The sequence below is a fragment of the Brevundimonas sp. genome (assembly GCF_051860745.1).
Taxonomy (GTDB): domain Bacteria; phylum Pseudomonadota; class Alphaproteobacteria; order Caulobacterales; family Caulobacteraceae; genus Brevundimonas.
Window position 1 is genome coordinate 72,638 of record NZ_JBHYDN010000001.1, and the last position, 23,392, is coordinate 96,029.

The window sequence follows — 23,392 nt, forward strand, 5'->3', positions numbered from 1 at the left end:
TTGACGGCAATGACACCCTGATCGGCGGAGCCGGCGCGGACTTCCTCGACGGCGGAGCGGGTGATGACCTCCTGATCGGCGGGATTGGGGCCGACACGATGGTCGGCGGCGAGGGTATCGACACGGTCGACTATTCCTCGGCGCCGGACCGCATCGCTGTCTACCTTACGCAAGGCACGGCCCATGGCGGCCCCGATGCGCAGGGCGACACCCTGTCCGGCATCGAGAACGTGATCGGCACCAACAGCATCTACACCGACTTCCTCACCGGGAATGCGAGCGCCAATACGCTGAGCGGTCTCGCCGGCGATGATGAACTGCGCGGGCTTGACGGCAATGACACCCTGATCGGCGGAGCCGGCGCGGACTTCCTCGACGGCGGAGCGGGTGATGACCTCCTGATCGGCGGGATTGGGGCCGACACGATGGTCGGCGGCGAGGGTATCGACACGGTCGACTATTCCTCGGCGCCGGACCGCATCGCTGTCTACCTTACGCAAGGCACGGCCCATGGCGGCCCCGATGCGCAGGGCGACACCCTGTCCGGCATCGAGAACGTGATCGGCACCAACAGCATCTACACCGACTTCCTCACCGGGAATGCGAGCGCCAATACGCTGAGCGGTCTCGCCGGCGATGATGAACTGCGCGGGCTTGACGGCAATGACACCCTGATCGGCGGAGCCGGCGCGGACTTCCTCGACGGCGGTGGCGGCACGGATACGGCCGTTTATTCCGGCAATCGTGCAGCCTACGTCATCACAGTGTTGGGCGGGGTGACCACGGTGACCGGTCCGGACGGAACCGACACCGTGACCAATGTGGAACGGCTTCAGTTCGCCGACATGGTCACAGATGCCGCCGGCGAGCCCGCCGCCCAGCCGGCGCTCGCCCCGGCTGGTCCTATGGTCCTGCCCGCGATGGCCGCCGACAAGAGCGGCGACGGGCCTGAGGTGCTGCCTGTCGCCACGGGCGAAACGGCCAAGGATGGCGGACCCCGGATCTTGCCCGCCGCGCCGGGCGAGGTGGACAAGGACGCTGGACCTGAGGTTCTTCCCTCCGCGCCCGGCGACATGGCCAAGAACGCCGAACCCCAGACGTTGCCGGGCGAGACGGACGTCTTCCCGATCCTCGGACGGGAGCAGCTGACTGCGGGCGACTTCGCTCCGCGAGACGGCGACATCGCGGCGACGCTCTCCCTGTTCGGCGACATAGCTGCCGACGACGGCTATCTGTTCGTCGCCGCAAGGGACCCGGATTCCCCCGAGGTCCTGCCGGTCATGGACGACGACTTCGTGCTGACGGGCAAGTTCGAGAGCCCGCCGGTCATGCCCTCACTGGACGGCGACTTCGACGGGGCGGCGTTCCTCAAGGACATGGATTTCGCCCGGGGTCTGCTGCTCTCGCAGACAGGCGAGAATACGAACCCCTACGTCTCGCAGGACGGCCTGACCCTGTTCGACGACTGGTCCGGCATTGCCTCCCCAACCCGAAGCGACGTCTGGAGCTAAGGGGCGCCGCCACGATTTCCAGGGCGGTTCGGGCCATGCTGTCCGAACCGCTCCGGGACTCGCAAGCGGGATCATCGCTCCCCGGTTGCCCTCCGCAGGGGGGGCGGATAGACGTCGGGAGGGGGAACGACCATGGCTATTTATCCCGTAATCCTTTGCGGCGGGGCGGGCACCCGCCTCTGGCCTGCCTCCCGCCCTGCGCGCCCCAAGCAATTCATCGACCTGGTCAGCGACCTGTCTCTGTTTCAGGAGACCGTTCGACGGGTCGCACCGCTGGCCGACGGCGGTCGGATCGTCATCGTCGCGGGCCTGCACCATCGAGGTTTCATTGAGGCGCAACTGGCGGCGCTGGGGGTTGAAGGCGAGCTGATCCTCGAGCCCGCAGGTCGGGATTCGGCGCCTGCCATGGCCGCGGCGGCGCTCTGGATTGAAGGGATGGACCCTGAGGGGACCGCAGTGTTCGTGGCTTCGGATCACTACATTCCTGACGCGCCTGCGTTCCGGGAGACGGTGATCGAAGCGGTCGCAGTCGCCGCACACGGACGGATCGTGACCATGGGCGTCATCCCGACATCCCCGTCTCCAGCCTATGGCTATATCCAGCCTGATCGCCCCGGCCCGTCCCCGGTCCGGCGGTTTGTTGAAAAGCCCGACCGGACAGACGCCGAGCTCTACCTTTCGGAAGGGTATCTCTGGAACAGCGGCAATTTCGTCGCGCCAGTGCGTGTCCTTTTGGCGGAACTGGACACCTTCGCCCCGGACCTGGTCGCCACCGTCCGGTCCGCCTTGCCCGAGCCAGGGTCAGGTCATGTTCACGCGCTCGGGCCGGCGTTCGCCTCGGCGCCGAAGATCTCGATCGACTATGCCGTCATGGAGAAGAGCGAAACCGTCTGGGTTCTGCCAGCCGTGTTCGAATGGTCGGATCTCGGCGCCTGGGACGCCGTGACCGCCACCGGCCAAGGAGCGCGAGGCGTCTGGGTCGACCGGGGGAGCGATGGCTGTCTGGTCCGCGCCGCGCCGGGCATGGTCGTGGCGACGGCGGGGGTGTCGAACCTCGCGATCATCGTCGAGCCGGACGCCGTTCTGGTGTGCGACCTGGGCCGGGCGCAGGATGTGAAGGCGCTGGTCGAGGAACTCGGGCGGCGGCAGACCCCTTCGTCATCCAGCGGGACGCCGTCCCTGGAGTTGCTTTCGAACCAGCTGGGGCAGTGGCTGAAGCTGAACGCTCTGCCGCTATGGGCGACGCTGGGCGTCGACGCCGATGGCTCCTTCGCCGAAGCGATCGACGCCGCCGGCACACAGGTCGGGGACTTCCGACGGGCGCGGGTCCAGGCCCGTCAAGCTTATGTTTACAGCCTCGCTTCGACCTGGGGATGGGGGGATGGCCACGCCGCGCTTGTCGAGCGAGGCTTGGCGCGTTTCGAAACGACGAACCAGCGAGAAGACGGCCTCTACAGAACCGGGGTGACACGCGCCGGGGCAGTGCTGGATGATACGGCGTCCCTTTATGATCAGGCGTTCGTCCTGCTGGCGATGGCCACGGCCGTGCAGGCCGGGGTGGACGTGGACCGTTCCAGGCGAGCAGCCGCCTCCATCCAGTCCTCGCTTCGCACGCTCGCCTTGCCGCAGGGCGGCTGGCGGGAGCCGGTGGGGCCAGCCTTTCAGGCCAATGCTCACATGCATTTGCTTGAGGCGGCCCTGGCATGGGAGCCCCTCGATCCGGAGGGTCCCTGGACCGGTATGGCGGACTCCATCGTGGGTCTGGCCCGCGCGCACTTCATCGACGCCAAGGGCGGATTCCTGCGGGAGTTCTTCGAGGAAGACTGGCGACCCGCGGAGGGCGAGTCAGGTCGGCTGGTGGAGCCGGGTCATCAGTTCGAATGGGCCTGGCTGTTGACGCGGTGGGGCCGGCTGCGCGGCGACCCCTGGGCTCTCGGGGCGGCGCAACGCCTGTTTGCGGTCGGCGAACGCGGAATCGATATGGTCCGGGGGGTGGCGATTGATGAGCTGGACGACGCTCTGGAGCCTCGCTCGGCGCGGGCCCGGCTATGGCCCCAGACGGAATGGCTGAAAGCCGCGTTGATCCTGGCGGAGGAAGCGGAGGGTGAGGCGCGCAAGCGGTTGATCGAGAGCGCCGACGCGGCCTTGGGGGGCTTGTGGCTGTACCTCGAGCCGAGCGGTCTGTGGCGGGACAAGCTGGGTCAGGACGGCGTGTTCGAAACAGAGCCGGCGCCGGCCAGTTCGCTCTACCACATCGTGGCGGCGTACCGGCAGCTTCGGGAAACCGCGGTCAGTCTGGCAGAGCCCTGAGGCGCTCAGTCGGTCAGCGCCGCCTTGGACCGGGCCTTCCGCGTCATCGCGGAGGATAGTGGCGCGGTGACAGGAAGCGGCAGCGGCTGGAGCTCGCCGTAAAGTCCGGCGGCGCGCGCAGGCGCGCTGTTCCAGCCATCAACAGCGCGCGGAATTTGCGAATGAATTTCAGCCATGCAACATCCCCTGCCTCAATGATTACACTTCGGTAATGTCTATGCAACCCGTGACTCGACTCGCAGCAGTCACGGACGATCCTCCGACACCTGTGGCGATGCCGCTCTTCTTGCGGAACATCGTCGCTGCTATAGGAAGCGCTGGCGTGCCGGCGGAAGGCGAATGTCGCCGCCATCGACGCGCAGTTGTGTTCAGAGGCCTATGCTTTCAAAGCTTTTTCGATCCAGAACCCAGGTAGCCGCGCCCGCGGCGCCGGCCGTTCCGGACGGAACGGTTGTCTGGGCTGTCGGCGATATTCACGGCCGGCTTGATCTTCTGCAGCCCCTCGTGGGCGCGATCGTCGCCGATCTCCATGCGAGCACCGCCGCACGCAAGGTCGTGATCTTTCTGGGGGACTATATTGACCGGGGGCCGGACTCCCGCGGGGTGCTTCGGTTGCTGGCGGACCTTTCGGTCGTCGAGGGCGTCGAATGGCGGTTTCTGAAAGGGAACCATGAGCAGGCGATGTTGGGCTTTCTCCAAGACCCGTCCGCCGGACCCAAATGGTGCGAGTACGGCGGCGACAATGCGTTGCGCTCATATGGGCTGCGGGTTCCCGACCTCGTGCACCGGACAGAGGCCTGGGCGCGGGTGGCGGCCGACCTGCGGCACAAGTTGACGGCGCCCGAGTTGGCCTTCCTCGAGAACCTCGAACTGAGCCTCGCGGTGGGGGACTATTTCTTCAGCCACGCCGGAGCGCGGCCGGGGGTGGCGCTGGAGCGGCAGTCGTCAGAGGATCTGATGTGGATCCGTCAACCGTTCCTGAACAGCCGGACGGTGTTCGAGCGGGTGGTCGTGCATGGCCATACGCCGACATCCCATGTGCATGCGGACCATCGGCGGATCGGGATCGATACCAAGGCCTACCACTCGGGGGTGTTGAGCGCCCTGCGATTGGAAGGGCATGAGCGGAGCCTCCTGCAGACCATCGGGCCGCAGCGCGGATCGGAGGCGCAGTATGGCAGTGAAGAATACCTGCCCACGGACGATGCAGGCGTGGTCCTTCACACGGAGCGGCTCGAGCCCGTACGCGCTGAAATCGAAGCCGTCCGATAGTCCGCCGTCCTTGAAGGCCGCGGGACCGCGTGGGCGCTTTTCCCGATGCTTGCGTGCGCCAGCGGCCCATCGGATCTCCGACGTAGCCGCGGTCAGTGAGTCTGGTCAGTTCGCCGGGCCAGTTCGAGAAGGCCGCAACACATTGCGAAGACGACAGCCAAGGTGACAGTCCGCAGCGGATAGTCGCCGACGGAGTGCAAGAGCAGAACACCGATTCCGATGCTGGCGGCGCGCTGCAGGTCGCCTTCCCGGGACGGCGATGCTTTCCACGCTGTCCAGCACCGTCGGACGAACCAGATCAGGAACGCCAGAATCACGCCGATGCCAAGCCACCCCGCTTCCAGCCAAGTCTCCAAGTATTCATTGTGCGCCTGGTTAAAAAAGGAACCGTCCAGCTCCTCAAGCGGCTCCACCGAGCGATACACGGCGTCGAAACTGCCCATGCCGGATCCAAGTGGAAGATAGTTCTGGGCGGCTTCAGCGACCAGGGGCCAGCGCTCGAAGCGACCTTCAGGCGCACCCTGGGTGTCAAACCGCGCGAGGACGGGAGGAAGGGCCAGCATCGCGACGACTGTCAGTGCTGCTCCAATCGACCCGACCAGCACCAACAGCCCTGGACCCGGCCGACCGCGTCCGGCGGCGATCCAGGCGGCCAACAGACTGACCAGCAAGACCGGCGCGAACAGGGTGATTCCTGCCCGCGACCGGATCGCGGCAAGGGCCATGACGACGAGCCCCGCGAAAAGGGCTCCGAACCACAGGGCGGAGGTCCGCTGATCCCGTCGCCTGAGCGTCGCCGCGCCTGATACGACTGCGAAGGGCAGGGCGACCAACAGGGAGGACGCCAAGTGATTGCGATTGGCGAAAAAGCCCCTGATGTGGTCGCCTTCCGTCCAATCCCAGAGGTAGAGACGGCCCCCACTGGCCAGTTGGGCCGCCCCAAGAAGAATGCCCGCAATGGCTGCGGCGATACAGAACTGGACCAACCGCGCCCTATGTAGATGGGACAACGACAGCATGGCGAGGAAGAAGGCGGCCGGCGGCGCAAGCGCGAGGGCTGATCTCCAGGTCCGATCCGGGGTTACACTCAGGGGCGCCCAGCCCGGCTCCAGGCCGGCCAGCTCCAGGGCGAGCACCATCTGGTCCCGGCCGGGGAGACTGGTCCACACAGCCGGAGGGAGCGGAATTGACTGGATCAGCGGAATGGCGACGACGGCCGCCAGCAGGCCAAGCGAAAACCGATGCTCGCGCCACAGGCCGGTAAGAATCAGCTGCCGGGATGCGAGCACCAGAAGCGGCAGGGATGCCAGTTCAACAAGCGCCAGACGAAGAGCGTGGCCTTGACTGGCGCCGCCGAAGGCAAACGAAAAGGCCAGCAGAACCATCGCCGCAATCGCGACGGCGTCCCACTGGCCTTTCCAGGTAATTTTAGGCACGCGCTATGTCAGTTGATTGACGAAGGCGGCGTGACCGCAATCAGTCTTAGTCGCTTTCCGAGCTGTCGTCGGTCGCAACGATGACCGTCGTGATCAGAACGGCAGCGCCGATCAGGAGCACGAAGATCGGCACCCCAGCGAACTCGGAGTTCGCGTCGGCGGTGGCGCCCACACGGTCACCGACGCGGGTGACGGCTGAATTGTTGGCGGCGGCAGCTTGGCCGGCTACGAGCAGCAAGCCCGCCGTGACGGCAGCAATGGTCTTACGCATGCTTTGATCCCCTAGATCTGTTGGTACGACGGGCTGACCCGCGAGCTATCGAGAACGTGTATAGGGGTCGAAAGTTTCAAAAGCAATACGGATTCAAGGTGGATGCTTGGTCCTCGGGGCTTCCCGAGTTCAACCCACAGGGGAAATTGCTATCTGATCGAACCAGACCGAGGACGGGGTCCGTCGATCGTCCGCGCGAGTCTCCAGCCTCAACCACTGCGCCGTACAAGCGGCCGGCACTTCGAACCGACCAGAGAGGTTCACCCAGGTGTTCGCGGCGGCGCCCGAAATCCCGGTTGGGATAGAGGCTTTATCACCTCCGCCGGTGGCGCATGAGAGGGTCCAAGCGAGCCGGGCGGGGGGGCTGCCGGTCTCGCTCCTGACAACCGCGGTGAATCGATAGGAGCCGGGCGTCAGGTAGGTCAGCTGCTCCACTATCGTCCCTGTGGCGTAGCCGTCGTAGTCGACACGCAAGGCAGGATTGGACGGGCGAAGGTCGTCGGCGACAATCTCGGCTACAATTCCGGCCTTCTCGTAGAGTCGCCACTGGAACGGCCCAGGATGGTCGGTTTCGTCGAAGCCGCCATTGGTCACCGCCGTATCCAAGGGGGGGCGGTTCAATCGTCCGCGAACGGTCTGTATGCTCCCAATCCCACCCACATGGTTCAATGCGCTGTAGAGCCGCTGCAACTCGTCATTGGTGAAAGGGGTCCGACCTGCTTCGAGCAGGAGGGCAAGGTTCGCGGCCACCTGCAGACCCTGCGGCGTATGGTTCAGGCTGGCAAGATATGCTGTGCGCCACGGCGGATCGGCAGCGAGCAATCTGGCGACAACCGGCAGAGACCGCTGCGGATCCTCAGCCGCGGCCAAGGTAAACAGCTGGAAGACCTGGGGCTGAATGTCCTCCCGACGCCGAACCAGCGTGTCGGCATGGGCGAAGGATGAGGCGTAGTCGCCGCGCCGAAGGCGGCGCTCGACCAGCCAGGCATGGGTGGGGTCGTCCCGCAGGCTCCAGTTTCCGGCCAGCGTCAGGATATCGTCCGCCGCGTCTTCGCGTCTTGCCCGGGCTTCCGTAAGGCCGAGCACGCGAAGCGCCCGAACGTCAAAGGGCGACCGGACGAGGGCGTCGCGGCTGAGCGCCGCGGCGTTGTCGATACGCCCGGCGGCCAGTTCGGACTCCGCCGCCCGGCGCAACACCAGCGGTGATCCCGGAGCGAGGCGGATCGCCACCTCGACTGGCACCCGTTGAAGCAGGGGCTGGATGGCGATCTGCCAACCTAGGAGAACGGCGCCGATCACCAGACCATACGAGACGATATCCCCAACGGCCCAGCTCCGACGCGAGGTGGCGGACCTGTCCGCCCGATCCCTCAACCCCGCTTGTCCTTCTTGCCGACCTTCGCCTCAGGTTCGGCTCCGTAGTGGTAGTCGTAGGCGTAGTCATAGCCGCCGTAAGAGGTCGACTTGGTGCTGAATTTCGTCAGTACGGCGCCTAGCAGGTGGGCGCGGCCCACCTGGAGGCGCCGAAGGGCTCCCCGCGCCTGGCCCCGGCGAGTGCCGCGGGATTCCAGCACGAAAAGGACGCCGTTGACTGCGGCCGCCAGCATGGGGGCGTCTGCGAAGCCCAATACTGGCGGGCCATCGATGACGACGTGGTCGAAATTGCTGCGTGTCTCCGTCAGAAACTCCCGCAGACGATCTCCGCCCCAGAGCTCCGCCGGATTGGGCGGCAGGGGGCCGCAGGGAATGAAGGACAGATTCTCCTGCGGCGTGCGTTGCACGACCGCCGCCAAGTCCGCCGAACCGGAGAGAATATTGCTCATGCCGCGCTCATTCTCGACACCGACGACACGGTGCATCGAGGGGTTGCGCAGATCACCATCGACCAGAAGGACCCGCTTGCCGACGCGGGCCAGATTGATGGCCACGGCATAGGCGGTGGTCGATTTTCCTTCGGCCGGCCGGGCGCTGGAGACCAGCATACTGCTGGGAGCGCCGTCCGGGGTTGAGAACTGAAGCGCCGTTCGAAGAGAGTAATAGGCCTCCGAGAACCCGGAGCGAATGTCGGCGAGTGCAGTGGCGGGAGTCTCACCCTTGTCGAGAAAGGGCACAACCCCGAGCACCGGAACGCCCAGCTTCTTCTCGACGTCGTCAGGTGTCGCCAAGGTCTCGTCGAGGGCTTCCAGAACCAGGGCCGCCAGAACGCCGAGACCAAGCCCGAGGAGGGCTGCAAGCGCCATGTTCAGCAACATGTTCGGCTTTGACGGCTTCCGTGGCGGGGTGGCGACGTCCACGATGGAGATGTTGTTGGAGGTGACGCCGCCCGTGACGCCGACCTCCTTGTACCGCTGCAGCAGCCCCTCGTAGAGGGTGCGGGTGGTGTCCAGCTCGCGCTGCAGGATGTTGTACTGGATCGACCGGTCCCGCAGATCGAGAACATCGCCTGTCAGGCCGGTCACCTGGGCCTGGAGCGACCGCTCCTGGTTGGCTGCGATCTCATACTGGCTGCGGATGGAGCTGCGAATGTTGCCGGCGATGGTCCGGATCTGCCCATCGGCTTCGTCGATCCGGGCCTTGAGCTGCACCATTTCCGGATAGTCCGGCTGATAGATGCTGAGCTTCTGTTGATACTCTGCGTCGAGGAGAGCCCGTTGTTCCGTCAGCCGCTGGATCGTCAGATTCTGGAGTACTTCGGGCAGAGTCATGAGCTCAGACGTGCTGGCCGACCGCCAGCGTTCCTGGGCGGCCACGCGTTCCGCCCGGGTACGGGCGAGGGCGCTGTTGAGGGCGACCAGATTGTTGGATGTCAGGGATTCGGTTGCGCCACCTGAAGCAGCGCCTTCACTGGGTTCGCCGACGTTGATGATCTGCTGGTTGGCCGCATAGGCCACCAGTTGGCGTTCGGCGGATTCCAGACGCTCCTTGGTCTGGGCGATCCGCTCTTCCAGAAACTCCCGGGCGTACTTCGAGCTTTCGAATTTGCGGTCGAGGTTGGACTGGATGAAGTTCTCCGCGAAGCCGTTGGCGATGCGGGCCGCTACGACGGGGTTCGGGTTATCATAGCCCACCGAGACCAGGCGAGAGCCGCGGATCGGGGAGACGCTGAGGTTTTCCTGAATGGCTTTGAGCGCTGCAGCCCTGCGTTGTGAGGCTTGGGCGGCAGCGGTTCCGCCGGCCTCGGGCGCCTCGACCCCCATGGCTTCAAGCGCGTCGTTGGAGCTCGCCAGTCCCAAGCTTTCGATGACGCGCTCAGCCAAGGATCGACTACGGAGGAGGCCGTACTGGGTCTGGAAGAACTCCTCGCCCTGAATCATGCTTTCGGTAGGCGTGACATCTTCGGCATTGAAGACCCGAGCAGCCTCCCGATCAATTTGCAGGGTGGCTTGTGCCGTATACACGGGCGTCAGCAGGAGCGTAGAAGTCGCACCGATGACGAGCGCGCCGAGGAAGCAGCCGATGATCAAAAAGCGGTATTTGAGCGTGAGCCGCCAATAAGAGGCCAAGTCCACCATGGGCTGGTCGTCGCCTTGCGCTCCCCAGCCCTGCTCGCCCCCCGCGAAAGTGTCGTTGGGGTCGGTTCCCCGGCCCTGAGGCCGCCGACCGCGTCCGTCAGCGAGTTGATTATCGCCCAGCATTCTTGAAACCCGTCACAGTGTTGCGGCTACGACCACATGAAATCCATCGGGCTGATATCGTATTGCCCGTGATCGCGCACCACGAATTCGCCAGTAGCGGGTCTCTCGACCGAGCCAAGGCGAAACCCGACCAGGTGATGATCAGTCCCATACGCCGAGTATGCCAGTTGTTAGAAGTAGGCGAAGGCCGCGAGAGCCGGCAGGGCCCCCACAACTTCCCGGAGTGTGGAACTGAGGCGAGATGTGTCCACAACGATAACGTCATCACCCAAGACCTCCGGATCAGATGCCCGGCCCTGGCGGATAGCGCTCAAATCGAAAATCGCGACCGAGCGTCTTCCGTCGATGCTCCTGAAGACGGCGACCTTGGTCAGATCGGCGACCCGGGTCGGCCCTTCCGCCATTGCTACCGCCTGAAGAAGGGACGTCGAACCGCGCATCTCATAGACGCCCGGCTTGGTGACGGCCCCGTCGACGGTGATCTTCTGGCTAGCGGCCTCCTTGACGGTGACCGTGACCTGAGGGTTGCGCAGGTATTGCGCCGCCAGCCGTTCGGCGATGTCGGACGACATCTCTCCGGCGGTACGGCCCGCCCCCCGGACCGCCCCGATGAGCGGCATGTTGATGTTGCCCGAGGTGTCGACCACCAGCTCCTCGAACGACAGGTCCGCGACCTGGAACACCCGCACGTCGAGTTTGTCGCCGACGCCGATCTGATATTCTGCCTGCGGCGAGGCGACCACCCGCACTGATTGCAGATCGACGGGCCGGGCGGCGGTCATCTGGTCCATGTCCATGCGGGGTCCGCCGCAGCCGGCGAGCAGGACGGCCGCGAGGACCAGTAGAAGCGAAAGGGCGCGCATCATCGGCGACAATACCTCGAAGACAGACGTGGCCGGCCTGGCCGGACGGACGACGAGGGTGAGCCCGGTCGACGACCGGGCCGGCCCAAGCCGCGTTGGGAGCCTTGTCCAGCACCGAGAGCGGGCGGTCAACGGGTATCGTGCCCGCGATCCGCCGTGACGTTGACCCTGATGAGCCTATGAACGGACCGGAATCCGGAGTCGCCGCTGTCAGCGATCCACACCTTACGTTGGATCGAGGCTCCGAGCATGGGTTCCGAAGCCACTCGACGGACTTGCGGCTCCCTCTGACCGGAATCGGCCCAACCCTCGGGTCGCGACGATGGTCAATCTCGCCCTTTCGACCGATGGGGATGACGCTTAAGGCCTGATTGTCGTATGTATTTGCCAATTGTTCCGGAGTCTGCAAGACGGGCGAGCCTGCTACCTGAGCTAGGGTTTAGGCGGATCCCTTGGGCCCCGCGGGGCTGATGGGCTCGAACATCGAGGGGATTCATGACGGTTGTCGCCAGAACCGCGCGGGCTGACCTGACCTTGGTCTGGGCGGGGAAATTTGGCCTGCATGTCGGCCTGCTGTTCCTCGGCCTTGTCCTGGCCTATGAGCTGCGCCGCCCTGTGCCCGTCGACTGGTGGATGACGGACCCCGACGCTATCCGCGTGATCCGCTGGGCCGGCCTCTACGCCCTAATCGGCGCCGGGGTCGAGCTGATCTTCCAGTCGGAACGCTCGGCCTGGCGCTTCGCCTCCATGCGCGAGGTTATGGGCCTGGTCCGCAATGTCAGCGTCACTATCGGCCTCTTCCTGGGCCTGATCTTCTTCCTCGACCGTGGCGTGCAGCTGCCGCGCTCGGTCCTGCCCCTGACCTGGCTGGTGAGCCTGGCGCTGCTGGTCGGTTTTCGTATGGTCTGGCGCCTGCCTCAGGACCCGGGGCTGGCGGCTCACTTCCTGCCCGGCTGGTGGCCGCGGCCGGCGACGGGCCGGATGCCGCTGCTGATCGTCGGACCCATGGCCGTCGCCGATCAACAATTGAGACTGCTGCAGGGGGACCCTCATTCACCCTACCGGCCTGTCGGCGTGGTCACCCCCCATCCCAAGGAGGTCGGCCTACGCCTCCACGGCGTCCCCTTCATCGGCGATCTGGCGACCTGGCGACCGTCGCACAGCGGCCTGGCCGGATTGGGGGCCACGCCCCACGCCTTAATCTTTCTGGACGATCCGGTCCGAGCTTATGGATTCTCCACGGAGCGGATCGGTGAATTGCGCCGGGCCGGGCACACCCTCCTCAAACCGCAAAGCTTGGCGGATATCGACGGATCTCCAGATGCGACAAATCGGTTGGAGGAAATTCCGCTCGAGGATTTTCTCCCGCGCAAGCCGATTTCCCTCGACGCGGCGCCGGTACGGGACCTTGTAGTCGGTCGCCGGGTGCTGGTCACCGGGGCGGGCGGCAGCATTGGATCCGAGCTCTGCCGCCAACTTCTGACGCTCGGCTGCTCGCACCTCAGCATGGTTGATCATTCCGAATTCCTGCTATTTGAGATTGATCGTGAACTGGGGCGCTCCCGCTCCGAGGCTGGCCGCCGCGCCATCCTGGCCAACGTCCGTGACACCGACCGCGTCGCCGAGGTGGTTCGCAATGAACGACCCGACATCATCTTTCACGCCGCGGCGCTGAAACACGTCGCCCTTGTCGAGGACAATCCCGCCGAGGGCATCCTCACCAACGTGCTGGGAACATGGAACGTCATTCAGGCCGCCGTCGCCCACCAAGTGACCCAATTCGTGCTGATCTCGACTGACAAGGCGGTCGCCCCCACCAATGTCATGGGCGCGACCAAGCGGATCGCCGAGACCCTTCTGGACCTGGCGCCGCAGGGCCAGACGCGGATGACCGCCGTCCGCTTTGGCAATGTCCTGGGATCGGCCGGCTCGGTGGTGCCGATCTTCCGCGACCAGATCGCCCGCGGCGGGCCGGTGACCGTCACCCACCCCGAGGTCAACCGTTTCTTCATGACCATCCCCGAGGCGGTTCAGCTGGTTCTCCACAGCGCCGCGATCAGCACCGGCATGGAGGGCGCGGCACCGCGCAAATTCCTGCTGGAGATGGGTGAGTCGGTCAGAATCGCCGACCTGGCCCGCCAGATGATCGAACTCAGCGGCAAGATTCCGGATGTAGATGTTGTGATCGAGTTTACCGGCCTGAAGCCGGGTGAGAAACTGGCCGAGGCGCTGAGCGACGAGGGCGAGGAGGTCCGGCCCTGCGTGGAGGGGGTCATGGAACTGCTCTGGCGGCACTGTCCGGACGCGGTCCGCCTGGCCGATATCCTCGCCCTGGTGGACCAGTCCCGACAAGCCAGTGATCTCCCGGACCGGAGCGTTCTGGAGGTGGTCGACAGGATTCGATCCCGATCCCATGCGGAAGCCCTGTGATCAGGATGATTTTGGACGTTCAGGGCAAATCGGATGCATGCCTCCGGAACCTGGTCTTCGGCTTGCGGCCTTTGGATTTCAACGCCGCGACGCCCTGGATCCGCTGCCTTGGGTTGATGTTTCCATCATGGCGGTCCCGGCCCTGGAATTTCCAGGCGCTTCCGGGCCCACGACGTCGAATGGTTCAGTGTTTGCTATTTGCCGGGTGGCCCTGTTGGCCATCCAAATTGGGGTTGTAAGTTTTACGGGGCTGTGGTTTTCCGTCCCCAAGTCGCGACGGGGTTCGGCGGCGGAACAAAACGTTCGTCGCACACCCTGATCTGGCCGCGGGTCAAGGCTTTTTACGTGCACGGGTTCGCGGCGACGACCGAGCGACGTGATATCAACGGGGGTTCAGACGTGCGGCAACCGGCTATCTCGGCTGGCCCGAGCCTTACGAGCTCGCGGGAGTGGGACGCGATGATTGTCAAAAAGGTCTGTGTCCTCGGTCTTGGCTACATCGGCTTGCCAACCGCAGCGCTGATGGCCTCGCGCGGCATCGAGGTCGTCGGCATAGACATCAAACAGTCGGTCGTGGACTCGGTTAACCGGGGGCAGGTTCATATCGTCGAACCGCTCCTGGATGCGGTGGTTCAGGCCGCTGTTGGCTCCGGTCGATTGAGGGCGGCGACCCGTCCGGAACCCGCCAACGCCTTCATGATTGCTGTGCCCACCCCGATAACCATCGACAAGGCGTCAGACATGCGCGCCGTGTTTAGTGCGGTGGACGCCATCGGACCGGTTCTCAAGGCCGGCGATCTGGTCGTGCTGGAATCGACATCTCCGGTGGGCAGCACCGATCGCATCACCCAGCGGTTGGCGGCCGCCCGTCCCGATCTGCGCTTTCCCAGATCGGGTGCCGATGGTCCCATCGACATCCATGTGGCCTATTGTCCCGAGCGGGTCCTGCCGGGCAATGTCATCGAAGAACTGGTGTCGAATGATCGCGCCATCGGCGGTATGACCCAAGCCTGCACGGAATTGGCGGTCAGCCTCTATGCGTTGTTCGTCGAAGGCGAACTGGTGGCGACCCGCGCCCGCGAAGCAGAACTCTGCAAACTGGCCGAAAATGCGTTCCGGGATGTCAACATCGCCTACGCCAATGAGTTGGCCAATGTCTGCGACACCCAAGGGATCGACGTTTGGGAAGTCATCCGTCTCGCTAACCGCCATCCGCGGGTCAACATTCTGAACCCCGGCCCGGGCGTGGGGGGGCACTGCATCGCGGTCGATCCGTGGTTCATCGTTGAATCCGCACCAAATGACACTCCCGTCATCCAGGCGGCGCGCGCCGTCAACGACGGCCGCCCGCACAGGATTATGGAAAAGGTCCGCGTCGCGGTCGAGGGGCTCCATTCGCCGGTGGTCGCCTGCCTTGGCCTGGCGTTCAAGCCGGACATCGACGACCTGCGCGAAAGCCCCGCGGTCGACGTGGCGCTGAACATTGCTCGCCTTCCCGGCGTCACCGTACTGGCGGTTGAGCCCAACATCGACCAGCTGCCTTCCCGGCTTCGCGACGCAGGCGTCGAGTTGGTTGACCTTGAGACAGCTTTGGCGCGCGCCGACGCCGTGGCCCTGCTGGTCGATCACAAGGCCTTCAAGAAGAATGCGGCCCGCATCGCCCAAGGGGCCCGCGTCATTGACACCCGCGGCGTCTTGCCACGATCAGCGCCGGTTCCATGAAGCCGGTTCTCTGTGTTTTCGGGACGCGGCCCGAGGCCATCAAGATGGCCCCGGTGGTCCGCCGTCTGCGCGAAACAGGGGCGCCCTACAAGGTGGCGGTCACGGCGCAGCACCGGGGAATGCTCGATCAGGTGTTGGACATCTTCGAGATCGTTCCCGACTACGACCTGAACCTGATGACGCCCAACCAGTCGCTGGCGGACCTGAATGCGCGGTGTCTGACGGGCTTGAATCGGGTGATCGCGGAGTGCGATCCCGTCTGCGTAGTGGGGCAGGGGGATACCACAACGGTGTTCGCTTCGGCCTTGGCGGCCTTCTATCGTGGTGTGCCCTTCGCACATGTCGAGGCCGGACTGCGCAGCGGCGACCTGCGCAGTCCGTTTCCCGAGGAGTTCAACCGGGTGGCCGCGAGCAAGCTCGCCAGCCTGCATTTCGCGCCGACCGATCTGGCGCACCATACCCTGTTGCGCGAGGGAATTGACCCGACGGCCATTCTGATGACCGGCAACACGGTGATCGATGCCGTCGAGATCGCGCGCGCGCGCGTCGAACCGATGACGCTGCCGGAGTTCGACGCCTTCGGCCTCATCACTGTCCACCGCCGCGAGAATTTCGGTCAGCCGGTCGAGAACATCATCGCCGCGATTCGCGAAATTGCCCTAGCGCGGCCGGGATTTGGTTTCATCTGGCCGGTGCACCCAAATCCCAACATCAAGAACCGCGTCCATGAGGCGCTGGGCGAACTGCCGAATGTCTTTCTGCGCGAGCCGCTCGACTACCGTGAGTTTTTATCCGCTCTCTCCGGAGCCTCGATCGCGCTTTCGGATTCCGGCGGCGTGCAAGAGGAGGCGCCGACCCTGAAGACACCGGTGCTGGTGCTGCGGACAGAGACGGAACGTCCAGAGGGCGTCACCGCCGGCGCGGCTCTGCTGATTGGCGTGGAACGGACGGCGATCATCGAGAACACCCTTCGATTGATCGACGATGCGCAAGCGCGAAAAGCGATGATGGTGGAGCGATCCCCCTACGGCGACGGCCAGTCGGCCGGCCGGATCGTCCATGCACTGGCGAACCGATATCTGGGCGGTTCAGACGCGGTCGGACGGGCAAGCTGAAATCGATGCGTATCCTCTATGTCCATCAGTATTTTGCCACGCCCGCAGGCTCCGTCGGCACGCGCTCATATGAAATGGCGCGCGCGCTGGTCGATGCCGGACACGACGTTACGATGGTTTGCGCCTCTTACGACCGCTCAACGACAGGGTTGACCACCCCCTTCGCCAAGGGGCGCCGAGAGGGTCAAGTTGAGGGCATTCGGGTCATTGAGTTCGCGCTGGGCAGTTCGAACAATGATCCTCTTCTCACGCGAGCCTGGCGCTTCTCGGTCTTCGCGCGTTGGGCAATTGGGACGGCTTTGAGCGAGCAGTATGATCTGCTGTTCGCGACCTCGACACCCTTGACTGCTGCATTGCCTGGCATCGCCACCAAGCTGTTCCGCCGCAAAAGGTTTGTATTTGAAGTCCGGGATCTCTGGCCGGAGCTCCCTCGGGCGATGGGGATGAAAAACCCGCTGCTCCTTGGCCCCATGATCCTGTTGGAACGCCTAGCCTACGCTATGGCTGACCACGTGATAGCGCTGGCGCCGGGCATCCGGGAGGGTGTGGCCAAAACGGGTTTTCCGAAAGAGCGGATAACCTTGATCCCGAACGGTTGCGACCTCGGCCTGTTTGCCGCCGCTATTCCCAGAAAGCCCTCGGATCAGTTTCCCGAGATGATCGCTCCCAACGACTTTGTCGCCGTTTTCGCTGGCGCTCATGGCAAGGCGAACGGTCTGGCGGCCGTGATCGCCGCCGGCAAGGTCTTGGAACAGCGGGGACGGAGCGACATCAAACTGTTGCTGATCGGCACGGGAGCAGAAAAGGCCCAGCTGATGCGTGACGCGCACGGCCTGAAGACTGTTCGCTTCGCCGACGCCATGCCGAAGCTCATGATCGCCTCCTTGATCCGGGGCGGGGACGCCGGGTTGCAGATACTGGCGAACGTTCCCGCCTTCTACGATGGCACCTCGCCCAACAAATTCTTCGATTATCTGGCGGGCGGCCTGCCGGTCATCATAAACTATCCTGGGTGGTTGGCCGAGTTGGTGCGCGAGCAGCGTTGCGGATGGGCGGTCCGGCCGGACGACCCGGAAGCGTTCGCGGACGCCTTGATCGCCGCCGCCGACGACCGGGAGGAGGCCGGGAGGCGAGGCGCTGCGGCCGTGGCCCTGGGCGCCCGAATGTTCGCTCGCGAGGACTTGGCCAACAAGTTCGTGGAGACGCTAGAGGGGGTCGAACTCGGCGCCGGGCGGCGCGGGGGACCCCCTTGAAGCGCATGTTCGACATCGTCGCCTCGACGACAACCTTGATCGTCCTGCTCCCCATGTTGGCGGTGCTGGCGTTAGTGGTGCGCCGTCGCATGGGCGCTCCCGCGCTGTTCCGCCAGACGCGTCCCGGCCTTCAGGGGCGCCCGTTCGAGATGATCAAATTCCGTACCATGCGGGATGCGACCGGGCCTGACGGCCGCCCGCTGTCCGACGCCGAGCGTCTGACCCCCTTCGGTCGCTGGCTGCGCGCTACCAGCCTCGACGAACTGCCGGAGCTTTGGAACGTGCTGAAGGGCGAGATGAGCCTGGTGGGCCCCCGGCCCCTGCTGGTGGATTATCTGCCGCTCTACACGCCGGAGCAGGCGCGCCGCCACGAGGTGCGACCCGGCCTCACCGGCTGGGCCCAGGTCAACGGCCGCAACGCCGTCGACTGGGCGCGGAAGTTCGAACTCGATGTCTGGTACGTCGACAATCGGTCCTTCTGGCTGGACCTGAGAATCCTTTTTATGACTGTGCTGAAAGTGACCAGGAGCGAAGGCATCAGCGCAGCCGGAGAGGCGACCATGCCCTTTTTCACCGGGAAAACCGATGGCCCTGCCGGCTCATAACGTTCTGATCTTGTCGGCGGGTCGCCGGGTGGAGCTGGTCCAGGCCTTCCAGACCGAATTGCAGGCCCGGTTTCCGGGCGCGAAGGTTTTCGCCACGGACCTGAATCCGGAGATGTCCGCCGCCTGTCAGGTCGCGGACCGGGCCTTCCAGGCCCCCCACGTGACCGACCTAGACTATCATGACTTTCTGCTGGACCTGTGCCGGCGCGAGGGCGTCGGATTGGTTGCGCCGACGATCGACACCGAACTGCTGGGCTTGGCCCAGAATCGCGAGCGTTTCGCCGCTCATGGCGTGGCCTTGGTTATTTCCGACGAGGGGCTGGTCTCTGCCTGCCGCGACAAGCGCGTATCCTCGGCATTGTTCGAGGAGGTAGGCGTCGACGTTCCACACATTTTCGACCGCGATGCCCTGGAGTTTCCCTGCTTCGTCAAACCCTACGACGGGAGCCGCAGCGTGGGTGCCGTCCTGCTGCCGACGGCTGAAAACCTGACCGCGACGATGCTGGACGACCCGAAGATGATGTTCCTGGAATATATCGACCAGACGCACAAAGAATATACTGTTGACGCCTATTACGACCGGGTCGGCGCAATGAAGTGCATGGTTCCTCGCGAGCGTCTTGAGGTGCGCGACGGTGAGGTGAACAAGGGCGCCACGCGAAAGCATCACGTTTATGACTATCTGAAAGACAGGTTGCTGAAGGTAAAGGGCGCGCGCGGTTGCCTGACGGTGCAACTGTTCACCAAGGCCGACGGGTCGCGCTATGCTGCTCTGGAAATCAATCCGCGCTTCGGGGGCGGTTTTCCGTTGACCTATGCGGCGGGCGCCAACTACCCCGGCTGGCTGATCGACGAATATCTATTGGGCAAGGAAGTCGAGAACTTCGACGGCTGGGAGGCCGACCTGTTGATGTTGCGCTACGACGCCAAGGTGCTGGTCCGTGGACAGGCCTGAGATCGGTCGCACGGCCTTCGTCTTCGACCTCGACGACACTCTCTATCCGGAAGTCGACTACGTCAGGTCAGGCCGGGCCCATGTCTGCGAGCTGCTGTCGGACACCTTGGGCAACGACCTGCACGATGCGGTCGAGGCGGCAGTCGAGTCCGGCGAAAAGAACTGGCTGGGGTTCCTGGTCAGGGAGGCGGGGCTCCCGGCGTCAGCGCTGGAGACGCTACTTTGGATCTATCGCCTGCACCCCCCGAAGATCACCTTGGGGCCGGGGTGGGCGGCTCTGCTTGAGCGCCTTGAACGGGCTGGCAGGCCGGTGCTGATCCTGACAGACGGGCGCTCGATAACCCAGCGCCTCAAGCTCAAGGCTCTGGGCCTGTCTCACCTGCCCGTCCTGATCTCGGAGGATTGGGGGAGCGACAAGCAGGACCCGGCACGCTTTCGCGACGTGATGGCGCGCCATCCTGACGACTTCTGGCTATATGTCGGTGACAATCCAGCCAAGGATTTCCTGGCCCCCCGGACCTTGGGCTGGCACACGGTGGGGATGAGGACCGGCGAGCAGGGCGTCCACCCGCAACTACGCGCCGATCTGGGCCCGAACTACCAACCTGAAGTCTGGCTGGACGACGCGGTGGCGCTTGGTCGGTGGCTGGGATTGTGAGCCGTCAACCTCAGGCCGAGGGCGCGGCGTCCGTACGTCGTGCTACGGCGTAATAGCCGCCGGCGATCCGATCCCTTTCCGACGAACGCTCGGTCAGGCCGTCGAAAAGCTTGAAGGGATAGAGGAGGACGGCCGAAAGACCCTTGGCTGGCCGATAGAGACTCCGGTGAAGGGCGCTCATGGTCACTGCGCAGAATTCGACCGCGATCCGGTAGAAGGCGGTCCCGTGGCCGGTCGCGACGCCGACCTGTTCGATGTGCCATTCTGGTCCTTCGAACAACTGTTCCATACCTTGGCGGCTGAAGCGGCGATAGTCGTTGGGGCCGGGGTGGAAGCCGATCTGGAAGGGAAGCTGGCAATAGATGATACCCCCCGGCTTCAGGATGCGCGCCAGATCGCGGACCGTACCCCGATAGTCGGCCACGTGCTCGAGCACCTCCTGGGTGACGATCAGGTCGAGCGAGGCGTCCTTGAGCGGAATGTCTCCGCCGTCGGTGACGAGGTCGACGTGCGCCTGATCCTGGACATCCAGGTTGAGGATGCGCGGATGGAGGCGCCCCCCCCCTCCGGCTCCGAAATTGAGGCCGACCTTGCTCTCGTCGAGCGCCAGGTCGTTGACGAGCGGGCCCAGGGCGCGTCGGATCGCGCCTGAGGAATTGTGGGTGGCATAGAGGTTTCTGACGAGGAACGCCGCGAAGCCCGTTGAGGGGTTGGCGCCCGTATTCCCGGGTGCGCCGTGGAATACGAGCCGACCGTCCTTCCAACCGTAGTGGTCGGGAGAGAACTGGACCAGATGGGCGAACCATCCCGGCGGTCCTGTCCGGCCTTCGGGCGCGTACGGTCGATCATTCGTAACCAGAGTGTCTGTCATCATCAACCGAGTGAGCATGAGCCGGCCCCGGCGCGCCGCCCCGCAGGCCCGACCAGTGCTACACCATTTCGATTGCGCCCGTCGCTCCTGCCGCGCGTGCGTGTCATGATTGAGGGCGTTTCCTGAGGATCATCGTCAAGGCTGTTGCTGCGAAATCGATATTTGTGCCGGGCAGAAAGACGAAACGCGCCAGCGCATTGACCGCCCAGCGGAATGGCAAGGCGATAACCCGTTGCCCGGTATGTGCAAGCGAACCCGCCGGGATGGGGCGCGCCTCGCCATGCAGGAAGATCAAATCAGCGCCCGCAGCTTGCGCGTAATACCGGGCTTTCCCCGTGCCGATTGCGTTGACGTGCGTTACGTCACCATTCTGATTGTAGAGTCCGAAAGGCGAGTCGGCGTTGGGGAAATGAGCTACCAGAACCCCCCCCGGGCGCAATGTTCGAAGAAGGCTTTGAAGGAATGAAACAGTCCCCTCGGGCGGGATATGCTCGAGCACATCGATCGTGACCAGCAAATCGAAACTATTGGCTTCGAGGCCGTCAAGATCGGATGCCGCCCGCGCGTCAAATCCCGCGGACCTGGCCACTGCGACCAGTTCGGGATTGATCTCCGTTCCGGTGACCGACCAGCCTCGACGCTTGCAAAACGTCATAAAGTCGCCGTTTCCGAAACCGACCTCCAGGACATTGAGGTCGCGCTTGTCGAGCACTCCGGCGCGCTTCAGTTCAGCTTCATAGTATTTTTCAGTCGATCGGCTCAGAACGCCGAAATCTGAACCGCCCCAGCTTTTCCAGTCAAGATATTCGACGCCAAAGGCGCCCGACTTGTCGTCATCCATCCTGTCCGGAATCACTGACCTGCCCCCATCAAAGCCGCAACCTGTTGGCGTTCAAATCGAAGGCCTCTCGCGAACCATACCGCGCGCGCCTCATTTGGCAAATCCTGCGGGGGGCAGGCTGCGACGTTTCGCAATCGTCCAATCGAGATTCTTGCCCGCTTTGTCGGTTACAACCCTTTGGGGCGATGTGATAACGGGAAACTGTCGGGCAACGCTGCCGTCCAACGAGTTCCTGAGCCCCTCCCATGCTTGATACGCCATTCGCGCCCTGGCCCTCCTACACGGCAGAGGAGATCGACGCCGTCACCACGGTGTTGGCCTCCAACCGGGTCAACTACTGGACCGGCGACCGCTGTCGCGAGTTCGAACGACGTTTCGCCGACTGGGTCGGGACCCGCCATGCGGTCGCCCTGACCAACGGCACGGTAGCGCTGGACGTGGCGCTGAAGGCGTTGAGGATCGGGCCGGGCGATGAGGTCATCACCACCTCCAGAACCTTCCTCGCCTCCGCCTCCTGCATTGTAACGGCTGGTGCGATCCCGGTCTTCGCCGATGTCGACGCCAACAGCCAGAACATCACGGCGGAGACCATCGCGGCGGTGCTGACCCCGCGGACGAAGGCCATCATCTGCGTCCACCTGGGCGGGATGCCGTGCGACATGGATCCCATCATGGCGCTGGCGGCGCAGCATGGGCTGAAGGTGATCGAGGACTGCGCTCAAGCGAACGGCGCGCGCTACCGCGGGCGCAGCGTGGGGTCGATCGGTCACATCGGGGCCTGGTCGTTCTGCCAGGACAAGATCATGACCACAGGCGGGGAGGGCGGCATGGTCACCACCGACGACCCCGACCTTGCGTCCTTCATGTGGTCGTACAAGGACCACGGCAAGAGCTGGGAGGCGGTTTACGAGCGCCCGCACCCGCCGGGACCGCGCCTCGTGCATGACAGCTTCGGAACCAACTGGCGGATGATCGAGATGCAGGCGGCCATCGGCCTGATCCAGCTGGAACGGATGGCGGCGTGGACTGAGCGGCGCACCCGAATCGCCCTGGCCCTGTCGAACACCTGCGCGTCCTGTCCAGCTTTGCGGGCGCCCGTAACGCCCAACCATGTCACCCACGCCTGGTACCGCTTCTACACCTTCGTGCGGCCTGAGGCCCTGGCGCCAGCCTGGACGCGCGACCGCATCATCGACGCCATCGTCGCCGAGGGCGTGCCCTGTTTCCACGGTTCGGCGTCCGAGGTCTACCTAGAGCGGGCTTTCGACAACACGGGCTGGCGCCCGGCTGAGCGCCTGCCGGTCGCGCGAGAATTGGGCGAAACCAGCGTTGCCTTCCTGGTCCATCCGACGCTGACCGACGCCGAGGTGGAAAAGACCTGTGAGGCGATCGCCGCCGTCATGTTTCGCGCCACGGCCAGCGAAAGAACGTGGTAGTTCCGAACCCGCTGTGGCAATAGCTCCCCCTGAGGGTACGGTTCTCCATATATGCTGGTAAACGCAACGTATGTTGCGGGGATAATCCGACCGGTCGATCAGGTCACCTTCAAGAGATGAAAGCGCCGCAAGGCGCTCAGACTGACACCAAGAGCGGGGGCCGGGATCGCCTCCGCGCTGCGAATTGTGACGGATTGGGACGGAATCG

19 protein-coding genes are annotated in these 23,392 nt (G+C 64.5%); 11 read left to right on the forward strand and 8 right to left on the reverse strand.

Annotated features, from left to right (window positions below; genetic code table 11):
* A partial coding sequence (locus ACTIEW_RS00340) for a calcium-binding protein (RefSeq protein ID WP_439475915.1) occupies positions 1-1,511 on the forward strand: 1,511 nt, incomplete at its 5' end.
* A 132-nt stretch (positions 1,512-1,643) separates the two neighbouring features.
* The gene (locus ACTIEW_RS00345) at positions 1,644-3,821 is read left to right on the forward strand and encodes an AGE family epimerase/isomerase (RefSeq protein ID WP_439475916.1); all 2,178 of its coding nucleotides are present in this window, start codon (positions 1,644-1,646) and stop codon (positions 3,819-3,821) included.
* 5 nt (positions 3,822-3,826) lie between these two features.
* Here ACTIEW_RS00345 and ACTIEW_RS00350 read toward each other — a convergent pair whose 3' ends face one another.
* Positions 3,827-3,997, reverse strand: a complete 171-nt coding sequence (locus ACTIEW_RS00350) for a hypothetical protein (protein ID WP_439475917.1) — start codon at positions 3,995-3,997, stop codon at positions 3,827-3,829.
* Positions 3,998-4,199: 202 nt separating this feature from the next.
* On the opposite strand from ACTIEW_RS00350, the gene ACTIEW_RS00355 reads away from it, so the two are divergent.
* On the forward strand, positions 4,200-5,093 hold the full coding sequence (locus ACTIEW_RS00355; RefSeq protein ID WP_439476298.1) for a metallophosphoesterase family protein: 894 nt from the start codon (positions 4,200-4,202) through the stop codon (positions 5,091-5,093).
* Between the two features lie 92 nt (positions 5,094-5,185).
* Here ACTIEW_RS00355 and ACTIEW_RS00360 read toward each other — a convergent pair whose 3' ends face one another.
* The 5 genes from ACTIEW_RS00360 to ACTIEW_RS00380 form a co-directional block, all read right to left on the reverse strand.
* Positions 5,186-6,529: an O-antigen ligase family protein gene (locus tag ACTIEW_RS00360; RefSeq protein ID WP_439475918.1), complete on the reverse strand. Its 1,344-nt coding sequence runs from the start codon at positions 6,527-6,529 to the stop codon at positions 5,186-5,188.
* 46 nt (positions 6,530-6,575) lie between these two features.
* Positions 6,576-6,800, reverse strand: coding sequence for a hypothetical protein (locus ACTIEW_RS00365; protein ID WP_439475919.1), 225 nt, complete (start codon positions 6,798-6,800; stop codon positions 6,576-6,578).
* A 129-nt stretch (positions 6,801-6,929) separates the two neighbouring features.
* Positions 6,930-7,997 carry a tetratricopeptide repeat protein gene (locus ACTIEW_RS00370; protein ID WP_439475920.1) on the reverse strand — a complete coding sequence of 356 codons (1,068 nt, stop codon included), beginning with the start codon at positions 7,995-7,997 and terminating at the stop codon, positions 6,930-6,932.
* Between the two features lie 173 nt (positions 7,998-8,170).
* Positions 8,171-10,312, reverse strand: a complete 2,142-nt coding sequence (locus ACTIEW_RS00375; RefSeq protein WP_439475921.1) for a GumC family protein — start codon at positions 10,310-10,312, stop codon at positions 8,171-8,173.
* Positions 10,313-10,605: 293 nt separating this feature from the next.
* Complete coding sequence (locus ACTIEW_RS00380) at positions 10,606-11,301, reverse strand: polysaccharide biosynthesis/export family protein (RefSeq protein WP_439475922.1); 696 nt, start codon at positions 11,299-11,301, stop codon at positions 10,606-10,608.
* A 492-nt stretch (positions 11,302-11,793) separates the two neighbouring features.
* Between ACTIEW_RS00380 and ACTIEW_RS00385 the strand changes: the two genes are divergently transcribed.
* From ACTIEW_RS00385 to ACTIEW_RS00415, 7 genes are all read left to right on the forward strand, one after another.
* Positions 11,794-13,728 (forward strand): polysaccharide biosynthesis protein, encoded by a 1,935-nt coding sequence (locus ACTIEW_RS00385; protein ID WP_439475923.1) that lies wholly within the window; start codon positions 11,794-11,796, stop codon positions 13,726-13,728.
* A 252-nt stretch (positions 13,729-13,980) separates the two neighbouring features.
* A complete protein-coding gene (gene wecC / locus ACTIEW_RS00390; protein ID WP_439475924.1) occupies positions 13,981-15,450 on the forward strand; it encodes a UDP-N-acetyl-D-mannosamine dehydrogenase in 1,470 nt (489 codons plus the stop codon).
* A complete protein-coding gene (wecB, locus tag ACTIEW_RS00395) occupies positions 15,447-16,565 on the forward strand; it encodes a non-hydrolyzing UDP-N-acetylglucosamine 2-epimerase (RefSeq protein WP_439475925.1) in 1,119 nt (372 codons plus the stop codon). The genes wecC and wecB overlap by 4 nt, the downstream gene beginning before the upstream one ends.
* A gap of 5 nt (positions 16,566-16,570) precedes the next feature.
* Entirely contained in the window at positions 16,571-17,818 is a 1,248-nt protein-coding gene (locus ACTIEW_RS00400) for a glycosyltransferase family 4 protein (protein ID WP_439475926.1), read from the forward strand.
* A gap of 5 nt (positions 17,819-17,823) precedes the next feature.
* Positions 17,824-18,423, forward strand: a complete 600-nt coding sequence (locus ACTIEW_RS00405; RefSeq protein ID WP_439475927.1) for a sugar transferase — start codon at positions 17,824-17,826, stop codon at positions 18,421-18,423.
* Positions 18,404-19,378: an ATP-grasp domain-containing protein gene (locus ACTIEW_RS00410; RefSeq protein ID WP_439475928.1), complete on the forward strand. Its 975-nt coding sequence runs from the start codon at positions 18,404-18,406 to the stop codon at positions 19,376-19,378. The genes ACTIEW_RS00405 and ACTIEW_RS00410 overlap by 20 nt, the downstream gene beginning before the upstream one ends.
* Entirely contained in the window at positions 19,365-20,036 is a 672-nt protein-coding gene (locus ACTIEW_RS00415; RefSeq protein WP_439475929.1) for an HAD family hydrolase, read from the forward strand. The genes ACTIEW_RS00410 and ACTIEW_RS00415 overlap by 14 nt, the downstream gene beginning before the upstream one ends.
* A gap of 10 nt (positions 20,037-20,046) precedes the next feature.
* Here the strand turns inward: ACTIEW_RS00415 and ACTIEW_RS00420 are convergent, their stop codons facing one another.
* Both ACTIEW_RS00420 and ACTIEW_RS00425 read right to left on the reverse strand, forming a co-directional pair.
* Entirely contained in the window at positions 20,047-20,925 is an 879-nt protein-coding gene (locus tag ACTIEW_RS00420; protein ID WP_439475930.1) for a class I SAM-dependent methyltransferase, read from the reverse strand.
* Positions 20,926-21,010: 85 nt separating this feature from the next.
* Positions 21,011-21,748, reverse strand: coding sequence for a class I SAM-dependent methyltransferase (locus ACTIEW_RS00425; RefSeq protein WP_439475931.1), 738 nt, complete (start codon positions 21,746-21,748; stop codon positions 21,011-21,013).
* 245 nt (positions 21,749-21,993) lie between these two features.
* Between ACTIEW_RS00425 and ACTIEW_RS00430 the strand changes: the two genes are divergently transcribed.
* Positions 21,994-23,184 (forward strand): DegT/DnrJ/EryC1/StrS family aminotransferase, encoded by a 1,191-nt coding sequence (locus tag ACTIEW_RS00430; RefSeq protein WP_439475932.1) that lies wholly within the window; start codon positions 21,994-21,996, stop codon positions 23,182-23,184.
* The last annotated feature ends 208 nt before the right edge of the window (positions 23,185-23,392 follow it).